Source organism: Arthrobacter sp. B6, from assembly GCF_001663775.1.
GTDB lineage: Bacteria > Actinomycetota > Actinomycetes > Actinomycetales > Micrococcaceae > Arthrobacter.
The window spans coordinates 1,266,849-1,284,527 of sequence record NZ_KV467169.1 but is presented as its reverse complement, the minus strand read 5'-3'; the positions used below and the strand labels follow the sequence as shown (position 1 = coordinate 1,284,527).

General features: G+C 65.6%; 18 protein-coding genes. 13 read left to right on the top strand and 5 right to left on the bottom strand.

What is annotated here, in order from left to right; all coding sequences use genetic code 11:
• The first annotated feature begins 5 nt into the window (after positions 1–5).
• From AU175_RS20655 to AU175_RS20645, 3 genes are all read left to right on the top strand, one after another.
• Positions 6–368, top strand: a complete 363-nt coding sequence (locus AU175_RS20655; protein ID WP_066294613.1) for a Rieske (2Fe-2S) protein — start codon at positions 6–8, stop codon at positions 366–368.
• A gap of 196 nt (positions 369–564) precedes the next feature.
• Positions 565–2,025, top strand: a complete 1,461-nt coding sequence (locus AU175_RS20650) for an amino acid permease (RefSeq protein WP_066294048.1) — start codon at positions 565–567, stop codon at positions 2,023–2,025.
• 182 nt (positions 2,026–2,207) lie between these two features.
• Positions 2,208–3,278, top strand: a complete 1,071-nt coding sequence (locus tag AU175_RS20645) for a DNA polymerase IV (protein ID WP_442855359.1) — start codon at positions 2,208–2,210, stop codon at positions 3,276–3,278.
• A 205-nt stretch (positions 3,279–3,483) separates the two neighbouring features.
• Here AU175_RS20645 and AU175_RS20640 read toward each other — a convergent pair whose 3' ends face one another.
• Positions 3,484–3,660 carry a CsbD family protein gene (locus tag AU175_RS20640; RefSeq protein WP_066294604.1) on the bottom strand — a complete coding sequence of 59 codons (177 nt, stop codon included), beginning with the start codon at positions 3,658–3,660 and terminating at the stop codon, positions 3,484–3,486.
• A 133-nt stretch (positions 3,661–3,793) separates the two neighbouring features.
• On the opposite strand from AU175_RS20640, the gene AU175_RS20635 reads away from it, so the two are divergent.
• The 5 genes from AU175_RS20635 (at position 3,794) to AU175_RS20615 (ending at position 7,990) form a co-directional block, all read left to right on the top strand.
• Positions 3,794–4,252 carry an SRPBCC family protein gene (locus AU175_RS20635; protein WP_066294046.1) on the top strand — a complete coding sequence of 153 codons (459 nt, stop codon included), beginning with the start codon at positions 3,794–3,796 and terminating at the stop codon, positions 4,250–4,252.
• Entirely contained in the window at positions 4,252–4,914 is a 663-nt protein-coding gene (locus tag AU175_RS20630) for a pentapeptide repeat-containing protein (RefSeq protein ID WP_066294043.1), read from the top strand. Before AU175_RS20635 ends, AU175_RS20630 begins: the two co-directional genes overlap by 1 nt.
• Before the next feature lie 198 nt (positions 4,915–5,112).
• Positions 5,113–6,342, top strand: a complete 1,230-nt coding sequence (locus AU175_RS20625; protein WP_066294034.1) for a thiolase family protein — start codon at positions 5,113–5,115, stop codon at positions 6,340–6,342.
• On the top strand, positions 6,342–7,133 hold the full coding sequence (locus AU175_RS20620) for an enoyl-CoA hydratase/isomerase family protein (protein WP_066294030.1): 792 nt from the start codon (positions 6,342–6,344) through the stop codon (positions 7,131–7,133). The genes AU175_RS20625 and AU175_RS20620 overlap by 1 nt, the downstream gene beginning before the upstream one ends.
• On the top strand, positions 7,130–7,990 hold the full coding sequence (locus AU175_RS20615; RefSeq protein WP_066294027.1) for a 3-hydroxyacyl-CoA dehydrogenase family protein: 861 nt from the start codon (positions 7,130–7,132) through the stop codon (positions 7,988–7,990). Before AU175_RS20620 ends, AU175_RS20615 begins: the two co-directional genes overlap by 4 nt.
• Before the next feature lie 19 nt (positions 7,991–8,009).
• Here AU175_RS20615 and AU175_RS20610 read toward each other — a convergent pair whose 3' ends face one another.
• Complete coding sequence (locus AU175_RS20610) at positions 8,010–8,243, bottom strand: DUF6480 family protein (RefSeq protein ID WP_066294022.1); 234 nt, start codon at positions 8,241–8,243, stop codon at positions 8,010–8,012.
• 76 nt (positions 8,244–8,319) lie between these two features.
• On the opposite strand from AU175_RS20610, the gene AU175_RS20605 reads away from it, so the two are divergent.
• Positions 8,320–8,928, top strand: a complete 609-nt coding sequence (locus AU175_RS20605; protein ID WP_066294020.1) for a GNAT family N-acetyltransferase — start codon at positions 8,320–8,322, stop codon at positions 8,926–8,928.
• A 50-nt stretch (positions 8,929–8,978) separates the two neighbouring features.
• On the opposite strand, the gene AU175_RS20600 is transcribed toward AU175_RS20605, so the two are convergent.
• Entirely contained in the window at positions 8,979–9,890 is a 912-nt protein-coding gene (locus AU175_RS20600; protein ID WP_066294018.1) for an SGNH/GDSL hydrolase family protein, read from the bottom strand.
• 156 nt (positions 9,891–10,046) lie between these two features.
• On the opposite strand from AU175_RS20600, the gene AU175_RS20595 reads away from it, so the two are divergent.
• Together AU175_RS20595 and AU175_RS20590 are read left to right on the top strand one after the other, a co-directional pair.
• Positions 10,047–10,766 (top strand): tyrosine-protein phosphatase, encoded by a 720-nt coding sequence (locus AU175_RS20595; protein WP_066294012.1) that lies wholly within the window; start codon positions 10,047–10,049, stop codon positions 10,764–10,766.
• Positions 10,767–10,792: 26 nt separating this feature from the next.
• Positions 10,793–12,790, top strand: a complete 1,998-nt coding sequence (locus tag AU175_RS20590) for a S1 family peptidase (RefSeq protein WP_066294010.1) — start codon at positions 10,793–10,795, stop codon at positions 12,788–12,790.
• A gap of 65 nt (positions 12,791–12,855) precedes the next feature.
• Here the strand turns inward: AU175_RS20590 and AU175_RS20585 are convergent, their stop codons facing one another.
• A complete protein-coding gene (locus AU175_RS20585) occupies positions 12,856–13,302 on the bottom strand; it encodes a PaaI family thioesterase (RefSeq protein WP_066294004.1) in 447 nt (148 codons plus the stop codon).
• Positions 13,303–13,438: 136 nt separating this feature from the next.
• Here AU175_RS20585 and paaZ point away from each other — a divergent pair, with 136 nt between their 5' ends.
• Complete coding sequence (paaZ, locus tag AU175_RS20580) at positions 13,439–15,547, top strand: phenylacetic acid degradation bifunctional protein PaaZ (protein WP_066293998.1); 2,109 nt, start codon at positions 13,439–13,441, stop codon at positions 15,545–15,547.
• 77 nt (positions 15,548–15,624) lie between these two features.
• Here the strand turns inward: paaZ and AU175_RS20575 are convergent, their stop codons facing one another.
• Positions 15,625–16,941, bottom strand: a complete 1,317-nt coding sequence (locus AU175_RS20575; protein ID WP_066293997.1) for a glycosyltransferase family 87 protein — start codon at positions 16,939–16,941, stop codon at positions 15,625–15,627.
• A gap of 217 nt (positions 16,942–17,158) precedes the next feature.
• Between AU175_RS20575 and AU175_RS20570 the strand changes: the two genes are divergently transcribed.
• Positions 17,159–17,569 carry a VOC family protein gene (locus AU175_RS20570; RefSeq protein WP_066294602.1) on the top strand — a complete coding sequence of 137 codons (411 nt, stop codon included), beginning with the start codon at positions 17,159–17,161 and terminating at the stop codon, positions 17,567–17,569.
• The last annotated feature ends 110 nt before the right edge of the window (positions 17,570–17,679 follow it).

Below are 17,679 nucleotides of genomic sequence, written 5' to 3'. Positions count from 1 at the left end.
GCCCCATGAACCCAAGTCCCGTGAACCCATGTCCAACAAACACGCGCCTCCACACCCTGGGCCCTGTGGACCAGATTCCCCTCGGCGAAGGGCGCGCCTTCGGGGTCGACGGCGAGCAGGTGGCGGTCTTCCGGTTGAGGGACGGAACCCTGCGCGCACTGTCTGCCGTTTGTCCCCACCGGGGCGGTCCAATCGCGGACGGAACCATCGACCGGCAGGTGGTGATTTGTCCCCTCCACCAGCACGCCTTTGACCTCGAAACGGGATGTTCCAGGACCGGCGCCGAACCGTTGCGCGCATACAGCGTCCGGGAGGATGCAGAACAGAACATTGTTCTGCATAACGAAATGAACGACGTCGAAAATTAGGCAAAGCCCTATCCGGGGTGTAGTCCGCGTCACGCACTGCCAGCGTGTTCTTGTAGGATGGAGGAGCCGCGCGAAGCTTCGGCGACACGAGAGATTCCGATCACAATCGGCTGCCCCAGGGGTGAAAGGCCGAATTTTGTGACCGGAATCCTTCATGTTACGGATGCGGCCAACCCCCAACCCACAAGGAACTGTTGTGCCCCAAAGTACCTCCACAGAACTCGAGAGCCGCACGGCGCAATCCGCCGTCGTCGACTCCACCCTCAGCGCCGAGGGCTATAAGAAGTCCCTGAGCGGCCGCCAGGTCACCATGATCGCGATGGGCGGCGCCATCGGCGTCGGCCTCTTCATGGGTGCCGGCGGGCGCCTGGCCTCCACGGGCCCCGCGCTCATCTTCTCGTATGCCATTGCCGGCGTCATCGCCTACCTGCTGATGCGCGCACTGGGCGAGCTGATCATGTACCGCCAGACATCTGGTTCGTTCGTCAGCTATGCCGGCGAAATGTTCGGCAAGAAGGGCGCCTACCTGTCCGGCTGGATGTATTTCATCAACTGGGCCATGACCGGCATCGCAGAACTCATCGCGATCGGGCTGTACTTCCAGTTCTTCTTCCCCAACGTGCCTGTTGAACTGTCCGCCATCGCGGCGCTGCTGCTGCTTGTGGGCGTGAACCTCCTGAGCGTCAAGGCGTTCGGCGAATTCGAGTTCTGGGCATCCTGCCTCAAGGTGGGCGCCATCGTGATCTTCCTGGCTGTGGGCACCTTCATGGTGGTCACCAACGCCCAGGTGGGCGACGGCAACGCGTCGGTGAACAACCTCTTCGCGGCCGAAGGCGGAATGTTCCCCAAGGGTGCACTCGTGATGATCCTGGTCCTGAACGCAGTGATATTCGCCTACAACGGCATCGAACTCGTGGGCATTACGGCCGGTGAAATGCAGGACCCCGCCAAGGAAGTACCCAAGGCGATCCGCGCCGTCGTCTTCCGCATCGTGGTGTTCTATGTCGGTTCCGTGACGCTCCTGGCCATGCTGCTGCCCTCGGACCAGTACGTGGCCGGCACCTCGCCGTTCGTCACAGTCTTCGGCCAGATGGGCCTCGCCTGGATGGGCGACGTCATGAACATGATCGTCATCACCGCCGCGCTCTCCTCCTGCAACTCGGGCCTCTACTCGATCGGCAGGATCTTCCGGACCATGGCCAACAACGGGCACGCTCCGGAGTGGCTGACCCGGATGTCCAGGAACCACGTGCCGTACGCCGCGATCCTGGCCATCGGCGTTGTCTACCTCGTCGGCATCCTGCTCAACATTTGGCTGGGCGGCTCGCACGCCTTCGACCTGGCGCTCAACTCCGCCTCGATCGGCGTGATCTTCACCTGGGGCGCGATCTTCGCCAGCCAGATCGCGCTGCGCAAGAAGAAGGGCAAGGTCTCCTCCCTGCCCGCGCCGGGCGGAACCTGGAGCAGCTGGGCCGGCCTGGTTGCCCTGCTGGCCATCACGGTGCTGATCGGCTTCGACACCATGACCAGCAAGACCGGCGAGGTCTTCCACCTTGGCCTCTGGACCCTGGCCACCATCCCGTTCTTCGCGCTGATGTTGTGGCTGGGCTGGCAGAAAGTCCGGAGCAACGAGCCCAAGAGCGAGCTCTTCAGCTAAGGCTTTCCACCTAAGAAGTACGACGGCGGCGCGTTGCCCCTGATCGGGGCGGCGCGCCGTCGTCGTTAATTCCCATCCATTGTTCCGTAACGGCCGTTTTGAGGCCCCAAAAGGGCTCTTGCGGAGCAATCGATGGCGCCGGGCGGTGGTGCGGAGCGCCCGGCGGGGGCAAACTGGGGCTTGTGGGCGAACCGTGGGTGCTGCATGTCGATCTTGACCAGTTCATCGCAGCCGTCGAAGTGCTCCGCCGGCCCGAGCTCGCGGGCAAGGCGGTGATCGTTGGCGGCCGCGGTGATCCGACCGAGCGGGCCGTAGTGTCAACGGCGTCCTACGAAGCCAGGGCTTACGGCGTCGGCTCGGGAATGCCGCTGCGCATCGCCGCACGGAAAGTGCCCGACGCCGTCATCCTTCCCGTCGACCAGGATGCGTACCTCGCCGCGTCGGAAAAAGTCATGTCGGTGCTGCGCTCGCAGCCGGGCGCCACGGTTCAGGTGCTCGGCTGGGATGAAGCTTTTGTTGGCGTGCAGACGGAAGATCCGGAGGCTTACGCCCGGCAGCTGCAGCACGCCGTACATGAGGAGACCCGGCTGCACTGCAGCGTCGGCATCGGTGACACCCTGGTCCGCGCCAAGGTGGCGACGACGTTCGGCAAGCCGGCCGGCGTGTTCCGGCTTACGGAAGACAACTGGCTCGACGTTATGGGGAGCCGGCCGACGATCGACCTATGGGGCGTGGGAACGAAGGTGTCGCGCCGCCTTGCCACGCTCGGCATCGAGACGGTTGCCGAGCTGGCAGCGTCCAATCCTGATGACCTGGTCCCCGAGTTCGGCCCGAAGATGGGTCCCTGGTATGCGCAGCTCGCACGGGGTGACGGCGCGCGGACAGTCGACGACACACCGTGGGTGGCACGCGGGCACAGCCGGGAAACCACGTTCCAGCGCGACCTGACTGAAACCGGGCAGATTGACGACGCCGTCAGGGAGTTGACGGCGCACGTCCTGGAAGATGTCGCTGCCGAGGGGCGGCCGGTGATCGGGCTGACGCTCAAGGTCCGCTACGCCCCGTTCCTCACCAAGACGTACGCCCGCAAGATCCCCGAGACATCGGACCCGGCGGAAGTGCTGGCCCGCGCCCTCGACCTTGTAGGGAAAATCGAGCCGGGCCGCCCCATCCGGTTGCTCGGGTTGCGGGCCGAGATGACGATGCCGGAAGACTCCCGCCAAGGACATACCCCGACCCGCAGCGGATGGTGACGGGCGCGCCTCAGGTGGCAAGGGAACCGTTCCCGCCATCGATTCGGGTGGGGAGCACGCGGTGCTTTTGGCACAAAAAAGGGGCGGCGGCGGATCCCCCATGGGAATTCGCCGTCGCCCGTCTGTGGGCTGCCTGAAGCGAGCTGATCAGTGATCCGGCTCAGTGATCCGACTCACTGATCCGGCCAGCGCCGCAGCGCAGGAACTAGTCCCGCTTGAACTCGTCTTTGATGTTTTCGCCAACCTTCTTCGCGTCGGCCTTGACCTGGTCCTTCTGGCCCTCAGCCTTGAGGCGGTCGTTGTCCGTGGCGTTTCCGACTGCTTCCTTGGCCTTGCCGCCCATGTCTTCCGCTGCGTTACTGATCTTGTCTCCGAGGCCCATGATGGTGCCGCCTTTCGTTTCCGACTGATCAAACAATGCCTTTTCACAATAACACGAAGCATGCTTACTATTTCAAGCCTTTGCGGATGACCCATGCCTGTTGATTGTCACTGCGCCGGGCTAGGCTCGAATCATGGATCACAGCACCAGCCTCACTCAGCACATCCACGCCTCGCCGGAAAAGGTCTGGTCCGTCATCTCGGACATTCCTGGTTCGGCGGCCACCCTGTCCGGAATCGATTCCGTCCAGATGCTCAGCGAGGGTCCGTACGGCGAGGGCACCCGCTGGAAGGAAACGCGCACCATGATGGGCAAGTCTGAAACGGTCGAAATGTGGGTCGCCCAGGCGGACCCGCCGCGCAGCACCACGGTCAAGGCCCTTCAGGGCGGCGCCGACTACACCTCCCGGTTCAGCCTGTCGGAGCGCGACGGCGGCACGGACCTGACGCTGACGTTCGGCGCTGACGTGGTCAAGCCCACCGCGCTGAGCAAGATCACGATGGCCCTGTTCGGGAAGATCGGCATGAGCATGACGCGCAAAGCACTGGCCAAGGACCTGGCGGAGATTGCGGCCAAAGCGGAATCGCTCTAGTGGCTGGAAAGGCGCCCGGGGTTGCCGGCCCCCGGCTCTCGCCGGTCCTGCTGGACGTACTCACCGATGACCCTGTGCCGGACTTCCGGCGGGGAGAACGGTACGACGGCGTCCGGTACAGCCGTGTGGCTGCTGACGGTATCGAACTGACCGGCGCGGACTTCGCCGAGTGCGAGTTCCAGGGTGTCTCCTTCAATGACACTCAGTTGCGCGGCGCCACGTTCCGCGACTGCATCCTGGCCGAGCTGTACGCGCCTGTGTTTCCTGCTGCCCGCACCACCTGGCGGGACGTGCACATCGCAAACCCCCGGCTTGGTTCCGCTGAGCTGTACGAAAGCGGGTGGCAGTCCGTCCGGATCGATGGCGGAAAGCTGGACTTCCTCAACCTTCGCGGGTCCAAACTGACGGATGTCCTCATCAGCGACTGCATCATCAACGAGCTGGACCTCGGCTCCGCCACGGCCACCAGGGTGACACTGAAAAACTGCACCGTCGGCACCCTGGATGTCACCGGCGCCAGGTTGAAGGACTTCGACCTCCGCGGGACGGATCTCCGGAGCGTTAACGGCCTAGGCAACCTCGCGGGGGTGGTCATTGATGACTACCAGCTCGGCCTCCTGGCTCCGCTCCTGGCTGCCCATCTCGGCGTCGTCGTTCTCTGACATCGCGAGTTTTTGTCCACTTATAGAGACTTCGCCGCCCCGGAAGTCGCCGTAAGTGGACAAAGACTCCTGAAGTGGTGGGCCTTGGTGCCCCTTGCTGTCGCAGTGTAGTCTTTACAGAACGAACGGTCGGTAAGTGAGTGAATCCCTTGGCTGCCCGACGATGACAGTGCCGTTTATCGCGTGAAGGATGTTTCCATGGCGTCAGCTACCGCAGGACCACAGGCTTTTCTCGTTGGCGGTGTCCGCACCCCCGTGGGACGATACGGCGGGGCGCTGTCCCCGGTCCGTCCGGATGACCTCGCCGCACTGGTGATCCGGGAAGCCGTAACCCGGGCCGGGCTGGATCCGGACACCATTGATGAAGTCATCCTGGGCAACGCCAACGGTGCAGGCGAGGAAAACCGCAACGTGGCGCGGATGGCAACCCTGCTGGCAGGACTTCCCCTTCATATCCCCGGCATCACCGTCAACAGGCTGTGCTCCTCCGGCCTGAGTGCCATCATCCAGGCAAGCCAGATGATCAAGTCCGGTGCAGCGGACATCGTGATCGCCGGCGGCGTGGAGTCCATGAGCCGTGCACCGTGGGTCCAGGAGAAGCCTGCAACCGCCTTTGCGAAGCCGGGCCAGATCTTCGATACCTCCATCGGTTGGCGCTTCGTCAACCCGCTGTTCCAGAAGGGCGCGCTGGCGCGCGACGGCAAGATGACGTACTCCATGCCCGAAACGGCCGAGGAAGTGGCACGGGTGGATGACATCACGCGGGCGGACGCCGACGCCTTCGCCGTCAGGTCCCACGAACGGTCCCTCGCCGCCATCGCCGGCGGGCGGTTCAAGGACGAGATCGTTCCCGTGACGGTCAAGTCCCGGAAAGCCGAAACCGTCGTGGACACAGATGAAGGCCCCCGCGCCGGCACCACCATGGACGTCCTCGCCGGCCTGCGCCCCGTGGTCCCGGGCGGCTCGGTGGTCACCGCCGGCAACTCCTCCACACTCAACGACGGCGCCTCCGCCATCATCGTAGCGTCTGAGGCCGCCATCGAGCGGCTGGGCCTGACACCCCGTGCGCGCATTATCGACGGCGCCTCCGCCGGCTGCGAGCCCGAAATCATGGGCATCGGGCCCGTCCCCGCCACCCAGAAGGTCCTCAAGCGGAGCGGCCTCAGCGTCGGTGACCTTGGCGCCGTCGAACTTAATGAAGCGTTCGCCACACAGTCGCTGGCCAGCATGCGGCGGCTTGGCCTGGACCCGGACATCGTGAACAACGACGGCGGCGCCATCAGTCTGGGGCACCCGCTGGGTTCCAGCGGGTCACGGCTCGCCATCACCCTGTTGGGCAGGATGGAGCGCGAGGACGCCAGGATTGGCCTCGCCACCATGTGCATCGGCGTGGGCCAGGGCACGGCCATGCTGCTGGAGCGCGTTTAGTGGCTGCCCGGGACTTCGCGAACGAACACTTCAGCACCCTTTTGGTTGAGGAAAGGGAGGACCGCGTGGTGGTCCTCCTCAACCGCCCGGAGGTGAGGAACGCCATCGACCAGCGGATGGTGGACGAACTGCACATGGTCTGCGCCGCGCTGGAGCAGAACCCGAAAGTCCTGATTATCGCCGGCGTGGACGGAGTGTTTGCCTCCGGGGCGGACATCGCCCAGCTGCGAGAGAGGCGGCGGGACGATGCGCTGCAGGGCATCAACTCCACGATTTTCGTCCGGATTGCCAGGCTGCCCATGCCCGTCATTGCCGCGCTGGATGGCTATTGCCTGGGTGGCGGTGCCGAGCTCGCCTACGCCGCGGATTTCCGGATCGGAACGCCCAGCGTCCGGATCGGCAATCCCGAGACAGGGCTTGGCATCCTTGCGGCAGCAGGTGCCAGCTGGCGGCTGAAGGAACTCGTGGGCGAACCGCTTGCCAAGCAGATCCTGCTCGCGGGCCTGGTGCTCAAGGCCGAGGACGCCTTGGCCGCGGGCCTCATCACGGAAATCCACGAGGCCCCGGAGCTGATGGACGCCGCCCACAACCTGGCGGACAGGATCGGGCGCCAGGACCCCCTGGCCGTGCGGATCACCAAGTCCGTGTTCCATGCCCCGGCCGAGGCCCACCCCCTGATCGACCAGCTGGCTCAGGGGATCCTCTTTGAGTCCCAGGCCAAATTTGACCGCATGCAGGCATTCCTCGACAAAAAGTCGGGCGACAAGAAGACAGAGAAGAAGCAGAGATGACCAATTCAAACCTTCCTTCCACCGTCGGTGTGCTTGGCGGCGGCCGCATGGGCGCGGGAATCGCCCACGCCTTCCTCATCAACGGGGCCAACGTCCTGGTGGTGGAGCGCGATGAAGAGTCCGCGGAAGCGGCCCGGGAACGGGTGGAATCCGCTGCGGCCAAGAGCATCGAACGCGGCGCCACGGACGGCAACCTCGACGAGATGGTGTCCCGGCTCGCAGTCACGGTGGATTACGACGACTTCGCCGACCGCCGGCTGGTGGTCGAGGCCGTGCCCGAGGACTGGGACCTGAAGGTCACGTCGCTCCGGGGTATCGAGGAGCGCCTGGCCGATGACGCGTTCCTGGCGTCCAACACCTCTTCCCTGTCCGTCAACGGCCTGGCCCGCGAACTGAAGCGGCCGCAGAACTTCCTGGGCCTGCACTTCTTCAACCCGGTCCCCGCCTCCACCCTCATTGAAGTGGTGCTCGGCGAGCAGACGTCCGCGGACCTGGCGGCCGCAGCGAAAGGGTGGGTCGAGGCACTCGGCAAGACCGCCGTCGTCGTTAATGATGCTCCTGGCTTTGCCTCCTCACGGCTGGGTGTGGCCATCGCGCTGGAAGCGATGCGCATGGTGGAGGAGGGCGTGGCGTCCGCGGAGGACATCGACGCCGCCATGGTGTTGGGCTACAAGCATCCGACGGGCCCGCTGAAGACCACGGATATCGTGGGCCTCGACGTGCGGCTGGGCATCGCCGAGTACCTGCACTCGACGCTGGGGGACCGGTTCGCGCCGCCCCAGATCCTCAGGGACAAGGTGGCACGGGGCGAGCTGGGCCGCAAGGCCGGGAAGGGCTTCTTCGACTGGCCCAGCTAGGAGCGGCCAGCTGCTGCTGTTAGTCCAGTAGCCCCACGATGTAGCCGACGAAGAAGAGCAGGAACAGCAGAACGCCGGCTCCGATGGCAGTCAACCAGATGACCTGGATGCCTTTCCCGGAACCCCGCTGCCTGGGTTCCTGCGTGCCTGCCACGGACCCCTCGCCGGGCGGAGTCTCGCCGGGCGGCACACCGCCGCCGGGCTCCAGGCCGGTGACCTTGTCGTCCTGCGGATCGGGATTGGGTCCTGACACGTCAACTCCTCGATGGCATCCGGCGGTGGACGTTCCCAGCCTACGGTGTGGTGCCGGGTGGGCCTAGGCTGGTGCAGTGACTTTCCTTGAACCCATCACCCTTGCCGGACGGCACGTCATCCTCGAGCCTTTGCGCCCGGCCCACCATGACGGCCTGGTGGAGGCTGCCCGTGACGGCGAGCTGTGGAAGCTTTGGTACACGTCCGTGCCCACGCCGGAGGAGATGGCGGCTGAGATCCGCCGCCGGATCAGCCTGCAGGAGCAGGGGTCCATGCTGCCTTTCACCACCCGGCTGATCGATCCCGCAACGGGCGGTCCGGGCCGGATCATCGGCATGACCACGTACATGAATATCGACGCCGGCACGCCGCGGGTGGAGATCGGCTCCACCTGGAACGCGGCGTCCGTCCAGGGCACCGGCACGAACCCGGACTCCAAGCTGCTGCTTCTCGGCCACGCCTTCGAGACTCTTGGCTGCCCGGCCGTTGAATTCCGGACGCACTGGCTCAACCACCAGTCACGCGAGGCCATCGCCCGACTTGGCGCCAAGCAGGACGGCGTGCTGCGCAACCACTCGCGCACCAAGGACGGCGTGCTCCGGGACACGGTGGTGTTCTCGATCCTGGAGCACGAGTGGCCCATGGTCCGCGCCGGGCTGGAGCACAGGCTCGCCAAGCGCCGGTAGGGGGCGCTGGCGAGCCTGCGCTAACGAGCTCTTCTATCCTTGGGCCGGGGTTACCGCCGGGCGAGCGCCGGAAGGTTTACTGCAGCCACAAGGGCATCGGCATACGCCCGATGACCGGCGGGATTGGGGTGAAAGTTCCGGGGATCCGGCGTGGGGTTAGCTGGGTCTGGGTTGGGATACAGCCCGATCCATGGGTCTGCGGAGTTTACTTCGTGGCCCCTGAACCGGGCGGTGACATCGATGTACTGCGCATTCGCTCGATAGAAGACTTTGGCCGTAGCAACGGCCGTCGCAATAGTAGCGTTCAGGAGCGCCGTGCCCTGATTCACCAGAACTTGGTTGGCGGGCGGAATGATGGGCGCACCGCCTGTGGGATCAAACAAGCGGGGGTAGCCCAGTACCGCGATCTTGGCATTCGGGGCAGCACGATGGATAGCCGCCAGAGCCCGGGCGAGGTTTGCACCCACAGAAGGCATCAACTTGACTGCGCTTGCTACGGCTTGTTTGCAGGCCGTTTCCGTAGACGTGGAGCAGACGGGAATAACGGCATTCACTCCGGCGTCGTTTGCACCGGCCGTGAGGCTGACAAGCTCAGTATCGCGCGAGAGCAGGCCGGCCGCGCTCAGGGAGGCGATCTGCTGCATGACACTCGGAATTTGGAAGTTGGGGTCGTTCCAGTTGATGAAGGTTCCGTGGCAGGCGGCGTTGGCAACCAAATTGACTGGACTCGTAGCGCCCACGATGTCCACGTACCCGCCAGCGGTCTGGATACACCCGGGATGGGGCACGAATGGCCCGGCGCCTGTCCCCGCCGTATACGAATCACCAACGGCGACGTAGTCCACGTCCTTCGGAGGCGCAGTTGCTTCCGCCGGAATGGCCGTAAAACCGAGTGCCATGGCCATGACTGCGAGGCCGGCCGCAAAAGCCGAGCGCCGCCGTCGTCCTGCTGAATTTGTCATTTGGTGTCCCCTAGATTGATCAGAGCGCGGGTGAGGATAAGTGCCACGGTACGCTTGCCCGGGGCGGCGGTCACCGTCCCGGAGTACCCTATTTTCAGGCCCGGGCTACCTACTCATGTACGTGCAGCCTTCACCCTCATGTGGTTAGCTGTCCGGATGGACAAACCTGGGGGCCCGGTGGACTGGGACGGGGCTGTGAACGCCTGGCACGTGGCCGGCGGCGTCTACCGGATGGGCCGCCGCGAATGGCTCACGGAGGCCGGCTGGCGGCAGGCGTACGACGACGGCGTCCGCACCGTGGTGGACCTCCGTAACTCCCGTGAAGCGCGGCGCCGGGACACCGATCCGGCCGTCACCGAACAGGCCTGGTCCGGCCTGCGGATCGTGTCCGCGCCCACCGAAGAACCGGACCACCCGCGGTTCACGGAACTGTGCGGACCGTACCTGAACGACCCCGCCCACTACGTCCACAACGTCCGGCTGTTTCCGGAAAGCATCGTCGCCGTCTTCCGTGCTGTCGCCCAGGGCGCGCCGGCGGGCGGGGTGGTGGTCCACTGTGCTGCCGGCAGGGACCGCAGCGGCATGGTGGGGGCCATGCTGCAGGATCTCGCAGGTGATTCTGATGACCGGATCGCCAACGGCTATGCCCGGGCTGCCCGTGCCATCAACGAGCGCTACCGCACCCACGGGCCGCCGCATGCGCGCGAACGGTACGTCGAGGAAGCCGAACTGGCGCCCCTGCTGGAAGAGCGCGGCCGCACCGTGGTTGCGTTCGTCCGGGAACTCGACACGGGAACCTTCCTGCTGCGGCATGGCCTGACCGACGCCGAACTCCACGCAGTCCGGTCCTTGCTCGGCACCACGGTGGTTCAATAGGATCTTGACCAGTTTGGGGGGCTGGGATGAAGCGAATTTTTGCGGTTGGTGCGGCGGCGTGTATATTGCTGGGTTCGGTGATGGCGGCTGTCCCGGCGTCCGCGGAATCCACGGAACCTCCCCCTGCCCAAGCTTCGGTGGGTGATGGACTCCGTTCCGACCCACGTCCAGGTACGGGCGTCAGCGACGCGGGCTTGGCGGACGCCGTATCCCGCGACCTGGACCTCACGCCCGGGGAGTTCAACGCGGCAGCTGAGCTTGGCAGGCAGGCCGCAGGGATCGCCGAGGCGCTGCGGAGCGTCCCCGGCTACACCGGAACGCGCGTGCAGGACGGCCGCCTGCAGGACGGCCGCATCCTGGTCAGCGGCTCCGGGCCGGAGCTGGCGGAACGGATCGCGGAGCTCGCCGCCACCAGCCCCGCGTTGACACTCGAGCCACCTGCCCCGGTGGCCGCTGAGGGCGCGCACGGGGCGGAACTGGCGGTCAGCACGCAGCAGCTTTTCGAGGCTTATGTCCGGGAGGTGGGCCCCCGGGGTCTCCAGGCCGTGGCGAAGTCTGACGGCAAGTTTGTCATCCGCACGGGCGGAAGGAACGCCTCGGAATCGACCACCCGGAGCACCACGCCTGCAGCCCCGGACGTCCCGGCGGCGGGTGTAGGGAAGGTGTCCGCCGAGGACTTCGTGGCCCGGTTCGCCAATGTGGAGCTCGACGCCGGCACGGACCTGGCGCCGGAAGCGGACCTGATGGGCGGCCAGGGCTACATCGCCGACACCTGGGAAGTCTGTTCCACCGGGTTTTCGGCGTTCGACCCCGCCGGCCTGCCCTCGGTCCTCACCGCGGGGCACTGTTCGAATGACGGTGAAGCGCAGCAGGCCAGCCTGGAATTTCCGATCTGGACGCCCGCGGAGCCGCTGGGGACATTTGGGTTCAGCCAGTTCGGTGGCCCAGGCAACAGCAGCATCCTGGGGGACGAGGACAACCCCGGCAACGTGGGGACCGACGTCGCCGTGATCGGTTCGATAGCTGCCGGCCTTGAACCGCAGCCCGCCGCCAGTACCTGGAGCGATCCGTCGGAAGCCGGTCCCGACGTCAAAATCATCGGCACCGCGGCTCCTGTGGAGGGGCAGCCGGTGTGCCGGTCCGGCCGGACCTCCGCATGGTCCTGCGGAACGATCGACGAGGTGGGCATCTACGTGGTCCAGGGCCGCTCCGGGAATCCCCTGGACCTGAGGGCGTTCAGCGGGTTCCTCTCGTTCGCGGTCCAGTCCAGCGGCGGCGACTCCGGTGGGCCCTGGCTCAGCGGCAACTATGCGGTGGGTATCCACGCTGCCGGCGAGGGCGCCGGTGCGCCGGTGAACTTCGCGGTCGCTGCCACCCTGGACGATGCCATGGCAGTCCTGCCCGACTACCAGCTTGAAGTCTTCCTCAACAGGCCGGCAGTGACATCGCCAGCACCCGGAGGGATGTATGAGCCCGGACAAACTATCGCCGGGAACGTGCCGGCAGCCCCTGCCTCTGCCCTGGCTGCCGGGTCCACCGTCCGGATCACCGTTACCGGGCAGGCACCGTTCTACGTGCCCGTCGACAGTGCGGGGAACTGGCAGTTCACGGCTCCGGAAGCTGCCACCGAAGCCGTTTCCGGGGCGCTCAGCTTCACCGCCGAAACGGTGAACGGGTTCAGCGCGTCCGGGGCAAGCGACTTCGAATTTGCCCTGGCGGGCACCGGACCTGTGGAGCCGCAGCCTCCGGTAACCGAACCGGAACCGGAGCCGGTGCCGGTGCTGCCAGCGGCGCAGGCCCCGCTCACGCCCAGTACCGTGGCCCCGGCAGGGTCCGCGACCGTCGTCGAGCCCCCTGCCCCGAGCCGCACGGACCGAAACCTCCCCGCCGGAAACCTGGCGAGCACGAAGCTGGCCACCACCGGGGCTGATGGCGTGCTGACCGCAGCCTGCGCAGCCGTGGCGGCCATCGCCGTCGGCGTCCTGGTGCTGCTGGTCCGCCGCCGGAACAGGCATCCCAACTAGGTAGCAGCAGATGTCGGTATGAGGGCTCAAAGCGACATCTGCTGCTACCCAGTTGGGCGAAGGGGCTACTTCTTCCGGTTCATCAGCAGGTTGGTGATGCGCATGGTGCACAGCCGCTGGCCGGCGCCGTTGGTGATCAGCACTTCATGCGTGGTCAGCGTGCCGCCCAGGTGGATGGGGGTGGCCGTGATGACAATCTGGCCGTCGCGGGCGGAGCGGTGGTGCGTGGCGGAGACATCCACACCCACAGCCGTCTTGCCCAGCGTGCTGGCGTGGATGACCGCTGCCCAGGATCCCACGGCCTCGCCCACCGCCAGGGACGCGCCGCCGTGAAGCAGGCCGAATGACTGCCTGTTGCCCTCCACCGGCATGGTGGCCACCACACGCTGCACGGATTCCTCCACGATCTTGACGCCCATCTTCTCGTCGAGCTCGCCCAGGGTGATCTTCCAGAGTGCGGCGTCAGTCACTTCCGGGGCTGAGGCGGTGCTGTCCTGGGATGGGGCGGTCATGGGTTCTCCTAATAAGTCGCTGAAGTTCTAGTGTGCGGCATGGGACATTCATGTACTGTAGATATATTACCGAACGGACGGTCAGTAATGCTCTGGCCGCTTTTGTTTGTCCCCGTGTTGGAAGGACCCGTCAACGATGACCACCACCGCAACAGCTGAAGCCACTGTCGACACCGTAGAGACCGTCCCCAGTTTTGTGCAGGACTCCTGGTGGACTCCCGACGCCGGTTCGACCGCGTCCGCCGTCCCCGTGCGGGACGCGAGCACCGGCGAAGTCCTGGCCAAGGTGAGCACCGACGGCCTGGACCTTGCCGCCGTCGTGGATTACGGCCGCACTGTCGGCCAGGCGGAACTGGGCAAGCTGACGTTCCATCAGCGCGCGCTCAAGCTCAAGGAGCTGGCGCAGTACCTGAACGCCCGCCGCGAGCACTTCTACACTTTTTCCGCCCAGACCGGCGCCACCAAGATCGATTCGATGATCGACATCGACGGCGGCATCGGCGTCCTGTTCACTTTCGGTTCCAAGGGCCGGCGCGAGCTGCCCAATTCCCAGGTAGTGGTGGACGGTCCCATGGAGGCGCTGTCCAAGGACGGGTCGTTTGTGGGCGAGCACATCTACACGCGCATTCCCGGTGTGGCCGTCCAGATCAACGCGTTCAACTTCCCCGTGTGGGGGATGCTGGAGAAGCTCGCGCCCGCCTTCATCGCGGGGGTTCCCACGATCGTCAAGCCCGCTACTCCCACCGGATACGTGGCCGCGGCGGTGGTGAAGGCGATCATCGAATCCAACATCCTGCCCAAGGGCTCGCTGCAGCTCATCTCCGGCTCGGTCCGGGGCCTTCTGGACGTACTGGACTACCGCGACCTGGTGGCTTTCACCGGCTCAGCCTCCACGGCGTTGTCGCTGAAGTCCCACCCCAACGTTGTCCAGGGCGGAGTGCGCTTCACCTCCGAGACCGACTCCCTCAACGCCGCCATCCTCGGCCCTGACGCAGTGGAAGGCACGCCCGAGTTCGACGCCTTCATCAAGTCTGTGGTCACCGAAATGACCGTCAAGGCCGGCCAGAAGTGCACATCGATCCGCCGGACCATCGTCCCGCGGGCGCTGGTGCCCGCCGTCAGTGCCGCCGTCGGCAAGCGGATCCAGGAGCGTGTGGTCCTGGGCGACCCGCGCGCCGAGGGCGTCACCATGGGCGCGCTGGCGTCCGTCGAGCAGCTCGCCGATGTGCGGGCCGCCGTGCAGTCCATGCTCGACGCCGGCGGTGAGCTTGCGTACGGAACGCTCGATTCGCCGTCGGTCACGTCCGCGGACGGTTCCACCGGCGTGGTGGAGGGCGGCGCGTTTATGTCGCCGGTGCTGCTGAGCTGGGACGACCCGGAAACGGAGGCGATCCACTCGCTGGAGGCCTTCGGTCCCGTGACCTCGGTGATCGCGTATGAGGACCTCGCCGACGCCGTCCGCCTCGCCGCCCGGGGCGGCGGCTCCCTGGTGGCCACCGTCTGCACCAACGATCCGGCCGTGGCGCAGGAGCTCGTGATGGGCATCGCCGCGCACCACGGGCGGGTCCTCATGCTCAACCGCGAGGACGCCCGCAGCTCCACCGGCCACGGTTCCCCGGTCCCGCACCTGGTCCACGGCGGCCCCGGCCGGGCCGGCGGCGGCGAGGAGCTGGGCGGCATCCGTTCGGTGATGCACCATATGCAGCGCACCGCCATCCAGGGCTCGCCCAACATGCTCACTGCCGTCACAGGTGTCTGGCACGCAGGCTCAGACCGCAACTTCACCGTGGACACCGAGGGGACCCACCCGTTCCGGAAGTCACTGGAGACGCTGAACATCGGCGACGCCGTCCGCTCCGACCTGCGCCAGGTCACCCTCGAGGACATCACGGCGTTCGCCAACTCCACAGGGGACACCTTCTATGCCCACACCAACCAGGAAGCCGCGGAGGCCAACCCGTTCTTCCCGGGCATCGTGGCGCACGGCTACCTGCTGCTGGCCTGGGGTGCCGGACTGTTCGTGGAGCCTGCTCCCGGCCCGGTCCTGGCCAACTACGGGCTGGAGAACCTGCGCTTCATCACCCCTGTTGCCGCCGGCGATTCCATCCGCGTGACCCTCACTGCCAAGAAGATCACCCCGCGGGAGACCGACGAGTACGGCGAGGTGGCCTGGGACGCGGTCCTGACCAACCAGGACGACGAGGTCGTAGCCACCTACGACGTCCTCACCCTCGTGGAAAAGTAACTTCCTCCGCCGGACGCTCTCGGTCTCCCAGCCCAAGTAGGTCGCACTTAATGTCGTTATGAGCCCTCAAAACGACATTAACTGCTACCTACTTGGGCTGGGGCCTTGGGCACTTCCGCGGGAACGCCCTTCCCCAAGGCATAAAGCCGCCGCGCCGACCAGTACAGGAGCACCATCAGCAGGAGGTTGCGGATGGTCAGCACCAGCACTGCAAGGGGATGGTTGTTGCTGAGCGGGTTGAACAGCACCGGAAAGACAACAAAGGTGGCGACGGCGATGATCATCACCAAGGCCGCCGGAACACGCCACTCCTTCCAGTTGTACGCCAGTCCCGCCGCTACTGCCGGACCCAGCCACAGGACGAACTGCGGCGAGCCCACCTTGTTGAACACGATGAATGCGGTGGCCAGGCTCAGCGATCCCATGAGCAGCAGTTCGGTCCGGTCCGCGCCGCCCATTTGCTTGCCGTTGTGAAGGGCCCAGAAAATCAAGCCGGCAACCGTAAAGGCGGCCAGGAGAAGCAGCGGTTGCATCAGGATGGACATGAGTTCCGTTCCCGGTCCGTCCACCTGCATGGATCCGATCCCCACGTTGAGGTAGGTCCGCGAACCTTCGACGCCCAGCACCGAAAGCCACACCCAGGGAGTGCTGAAGGTGGCTTCGAGCTGCATGCCGCGGTCGCCCTGCAGGGTCAGGAAATTGAGCAGTTTAGGGAGCCAGCCCATCACGACGGCGAGGCCCGCTGCTAGTGCCGTCACCGCGATCCCGGCGGCCATCAGGCGCGCACGGTTCCTGCCCACCGCGAACAGCGCCAGCAGGACCGCTGCCGGCCAGACCTTGATCCAGGTGCCAATGCTGAGAAGCACAGCGGCGGTGAACGGCGCGGACACGCCAAATGCCAGGGCAATGAGAACGATCGGGGCCGTAACACCGTCCACGCGTGAGAACCCCACGAAGCCGAGTACCGACAGGAACACCAGCCACCACCAAGCTGCCCTGATCGCTTCCTGCCGGCGGCCCCACTGGGTCAGCGTGCCGATGGCCAGGCCGTTGAGGACGGTGACCATCAGGACCCACCCGGAGAAGTACAGCCCGGGTCCGGCCGCGCCGGCCAATGCCATGGGCACCACTGCCAGGATGGGATAAACCGATGCGCTGGGGCCGCCGGTTGGATTGTCGCTGAAGCCGGAAAGCATCCAGTCGCGGTAGATGGCGGTGTCGCCGAGGGCCGCTCCCCGCAGCGAAAAGGCGAGCGAAAAGAGGAGGAAGGCCAAGTGGATGAGCAGATAGCCCCAGAGCAGGCCTGCGGGCGAGTTCAACACCCGTCCCCATCGGACCGGGAGGACCTGAGGCCACAACCGGCGCAGTTTGCTGAAGATCAGGTCAGTGGAGATGGGATTTACCTCGAAACTGGCGTGCTGGCTGTGCTGGGCATAGTGGCCAGTTTCTCATGGACGGTCAGGCACCCGCCCTGCAGGCAGCGAGGGAGGGTTGGCGAAAAGGCTGCAGGATGTGGGAGAGCGCTGAGGAAAAGGCTGCAGGATGTGGGAGAAGGTTGAGGATCTTTCCGCGCCGCTGAGGCGTAAAATTTCCTCCGTAGGAGGTGGCGAAATGAACCTAGCCCTGAACACAGCCACAACCATCCTGCCAGTCGATGATGCAGCGCGCGCCCGTAGTTTCTACACCGAAAAACTGGGACTCCCGCACCGCGGAATGACAGACGATGGAAGCGAATTACTGGGTACCGACGGCGGCCCGATGCTGCAGTTGTTGCCGGTCTCGGACGGAAAGCACTCCGAGCACACCGCCCTCAGCTTCGAGGTGCGCGACATTGAGCGGATCGTGCAGGACATGGAGGCCAGGGGCATCCGGTTCCAGGATTACGACCTGCCTAACCTTAGGACCGAAAACCACATCTGCACCACCGACTCGGAGAAGTGCGCCTGGTTCATGGACACGGAGCACAACATCCTGTGCGTCCACGAGACCTTGGGGAGCATGCAGGCCGAGTACCAGGTCTGACCTGCACCACACGTACCCAAAAGCCGCAGGAGGGGCGTCCCAGCGAACGGGGGCTCCCCTCCTGCCTCGTAAATCCTGGCCTTCGCGTCCTCGGCGGGCGCAGCCCTCGG

Coding starts and splice junctions, on each gene's coding strand:
- AU175_RS20655 (WP_066294613.1), top strand. CDS start 6: ATGAACCCAAGTCCCGTGAACCCATGTCCAACAAACACGCGCCTCCAC.
- AU175_RS20640 (WP_066294604.1), bottom strand. CDS start 3,660: ATGGGCCTCGGAGACAAGATCAGTAACGCAGCGGAAGACATGGGCGGC.
- AU175_RS20635 (WP_066294046.1), top strand. CDS start 3,794: ATGGATCACAGCACCAGCCTCACTCAGCACATCCACGCCTCGCCGGAA.
- AU175_RS20625 (WP_066294034.1), top strand. CDS start 5,113: ATGGCGTCAGCTACCGCAGGACCACAGGCTTTTCTCGTTGGCGGTGTC.
- AU175_RS20615 (WP_066294027.1), top strand. CDS start 7,130: ATGACCAATTCAAACCTTCCTTCCACCGTCGGTGTGCTTGGCGGCGGC.
- AU175_RS20600 (WP_066294018.1), bottom strand. CDS start 9,890: ATGACAAATTCAGCAGGACGACGGCGGCGCTCGGCTTTTGCGGCCGGC.
- AU175_RS20595 (WP_066294012.1), top strand. CDS start 10,047: ATGGACAAACCTGGGGGCCCGGTGGACTGGGACGGGGCTGTGAACGCC.
- AU175_RS20590 (WP_066294010.1), top strand. CDS start 10,793: ATGAAGCGAATTTTTGCGGTTGGTGCGGCGGCGTGTATATTGCTGGGT.
- AU175_RS20585 (WP_066294004.1), bottom strand. CDS start 13,302: ATGACCGCCCCATCCCAGGACAGCACCGCCTCAGCCCCGGAAGTGACT.
- paaZ (WP_066293998.1), top strand. CDS start 13,439: ATGACCACCACCGCAACAGCTGAAGCCACTGTCGACACCGTAGAGACC.
- AU175_RS20570 (WP_066294602.1), top strand. CDS start 17,159: ATGAACCTAGCCCTGAACACAGCCACAACCATCCTGCCAGTCGATGAT.